The sequence below is a fragment of the Robinsoniella sp. genome (genome assembly GCF_034124845.1).
The window spans coordinates 1-2,521 of record NZ_JAWYAJ010000379.1; the positions used below are offsets into that span (position 1 = coordinate 1).

The 2,521-nt window shown below is 45.9% G+C and carries 4 protein-coding genes; all 4 read right to left on the minus strand.

Going from position 1 to position 2,521, the window contains the following annotated elements:
- Positions 1 to 92: 92 nt before the first annotated feature.
- Positions 93 to 983: an amidohydrolase family protein gene (locus ACH2DQ_RS19115; protein WP_394916201.1), complete on the minus strand. Its 891-nt coding sequence runs from the start codon at positions 981 to 983 to the stop codon at positions 93 to 95.
- Positions 984 to 1,188: 205 nt separating this feature from the next.
- Positions 1,189 to 1,908: a ThiF family adenylyltransferase gene (locus ACH2DQ_RS19120; protein WP_394916202.1), complete on the minus strand. Its 720-nt coding sequence runs from the start codon at positions 1,906 to 1,908 to the stop codon at positions 1,189 to 1,191.
- Positions 1,909 to 1,918: 10 nt separating this feature from the next.
- On the minus strand, positions 1,919 to 2,326 hold the full coding sequence (locus tag ACH2DQ_RS19125) for a C-GCAxxG-C-C family protein (protein ID WP_394916203.1): 408 nt from the start codon (positions 2,324 to 2,326) through the stop codon (positions 1,919 to 1,921).
- A gap of 16 nt (positions 2,327 to 2,342) precedes the next feature.
- On the minus strand, positions 2,343 to 2,521 hold a 179-nt coding region (nrdD, locus tag ACH2DQ_RS19130; RefSeq protein ID WP_395027871.1), incomplete at its 5' end, for an anaerobic ribonucleoside-triphosphate reductase.

The following is a 2,521-nucleotide window of genomic DNA, read 5'->3' on the forward strand; positions in this document are numbered from 1 at the left end:
TGAGCCTTCCAAACCCCTCTCCTGGTCCGCCCCCTTCTCTTTCCGTACACTGCCTACATCTACAAAGCGTATTTAATCAACAAAAACCAAATTTAGTGCGTTGCAGCATTAAATCCTGTTTGAAACCTAATTCTGATTTGCTGCTCCCCCTGTGCCAGACGGCGGTCAGCTTCCTGCTTTTCCACATCCAGTATTTCAATGAAAGCCTGATACTCATCACAGATCCCTGTTCCATGAGGCACCCTATAAGCGCCGGCATCACTGCCCAGTGCCAGAACAGCTCCTTTTGAAAAAGCGGACTTTACATTAGCCGCAGCCAGATCATAGATTTTTTTTACCGTGATATCCTCATACCTGCCGGATCCCAAGAGATTTTTTATGGTTACCAGGGTTGGAACCCACACGGTCTTATTTGCTAGAAGGGCGTCAATACATTCAGCGTCAATATAATTTCCATGTTCCACGCTGTCCGCTCCACTCTCCACGGAATCCAGAAATGCCTGTTTTCCATTGACATGTACCATTACTGCAAATCCCTCTTCATGGGCTATATGGATCATTTCCTTAATTTCATCCCGCTTGAGGCAGGTACCGGTAATCACCCCCAGCTCCTTAAAATCCACGATTCCCGAAACCATTATCTTTATAAAATCTCCACCGGATTCCTTCACCTCTCCCACCAGCTTCCGGTATTCCTTCATGGTATCAAAACCCCTGCCTACAATACTGCCATAGTGTCCATTTTTATGAATAGCAAAAACAGGGGTGCGGAAATCCACTCCATATTCACCGGCAATATCTTTTGCATACCGGGATACACCCAGGGCATCTCCACCGTCCCGGATAAACGTCACATTCTGCCTTACATATTCCTGAAAATAGTTGTGAACCAGCTCTTTACATACGCCCTGGCTATGGCAGTTCACTGCTTCCTTATAATTATACCCATTCATCAGCATATGGGCATGGCATTCACCAAACATAATTCAGACCTTCCTTTTTATACAGCAAAAAAACCGTATTTTTCAATCTACGGTTTTCCAGCTCTTTATTTCCGCGAGTAACGAATCAAATGTATTTGCCCGCACATCCATTTGGCGACTGCCGCGAGGGTCAAATACCCCGCAGGTATTGGACTCCGCGGGCAACGAGTCAATTAACAGCTTATGGTCTTAAGTTTGCTCAAATCTACAATTCCACGTTGGACCTGATCAAATCCTTTATTACCTCCCCAGCCAGGATTAATCCCGCCACAGACGGTACAAATGCGATACTTCCGGGAATTGCCCTGCGGTTGCCTTCTGCAATGATTTGCACCGGTTTACATGCTTCTTCCCTGGAGTATACTACTTTTAGTGATTTCACGCCTCTTGCCTTTAATTCCTTACGCATTACCTTTGCCAGAGGACATACACTGGTTTTATAAATATCGGACACTTCAAATCGCGCAGGATCCAGTTTGTTGCCAGCTCCCATACAGCTTATAATAGGCGTTCCTGCTGTCTGTGCCTGCATTACCAGCTGTATTTTTCCGGCTACGGTATCAATTGCATCGATGATATAGTCGTATTGGGTAAAATCAAAGCTGTCCGCATTTTCCGGCAGGTAAAAGCATTGGTGAACATTTACCCGGATCCCGGGATTAATATCTGCAATCCGCTCTTTCATCACATCTGTTTTATTTCTGCCGATGGTACTGTGGAGGGCGATGATCTGACGGTTAATGTTAGATTCACACACTTGGTCATTGTCGATAATGTCCAGGGTGCCCACGCCGCTTCTGGCAAGTGCCTCTATTGCAAATCCGCCTACGCCTCCCACGCCAAAGACTGCCACCCTGCTGTCTGACAGACTCTTAACGCCCTCTTTTCCAAGAAGCAGTTCTGTTCTGACTAATTGTTCTGACATCTGCACTCTCCTATAGTCCTAATATTTTTTCAGCTATTCTGGCAGCATCTTCGATACAGCCATCGCAGGAACGCAAAACCTTTTTCGTCTCCAGGCCTTTTAAATCTTTGCAGACTACCGAGCCGTTTTTATTTTCAAATTCTTTCACGATTTCTTTGGAAATACGGTAGGTGCTCCCTTTGGTAGTTGGATTTGAAATATCACCGCCGCTGTTTTTCATACCCGCCAGCATGACTGCTCCGGATACGGCTCCGCAGGTACATTCCATACCGCCCATACCTGCTCCGAATCCTTCCCCTGCCATGAATAATAATTTTTCATCCGTATCTACCGCATCAGCAAATGCACAAACCACTGCCTGGCAGCAGTTCATCCCTTTTTTATGGTTTTCCAAAGCTCTTTCTACTCTGCTTGACATCTTTGCACCTCCTGCTTTACATACTTTTTCTTTCCGCTATTTCCGCCATCTTCGCTTCATTCAGTCTGGTATCCCCATGTACACGGCTGTAAGACAGATAACCATTCATTCTGTCTATCTTCGTCAGATTGGTACTGCCGCACACCGGGCAGATATCCATTTCCAGCTCCTGATGACCGCAGTCATCACAATATG

Excerpts from the sequence above, each read along its gene's own strand:
- ACH2DQ_RS19115 (WP_394916201.1), bottom strand. The coding sequence starts at position 983 with ATGTTTGGTGAATGCCATGCCCATATGCTGATGAATGGGTATAATTAT.
- ACH2DQ_RS19120 (WP_394916202.1), bottom strand. The coding sequence starts at position 1,908 with ATGTCAGAACAATTAGTCAGAACAGAACTGCTTCTTGGAAAAGAGGGC.
- ACH2DQ_RS19125 (WP_394916203.1), bottom strand. The coding sequence starts at position 2,326 with ATGTCAAGCAGAGTAGAAAGAGCTTTGGAAAACCATAAAAAAGGGATG.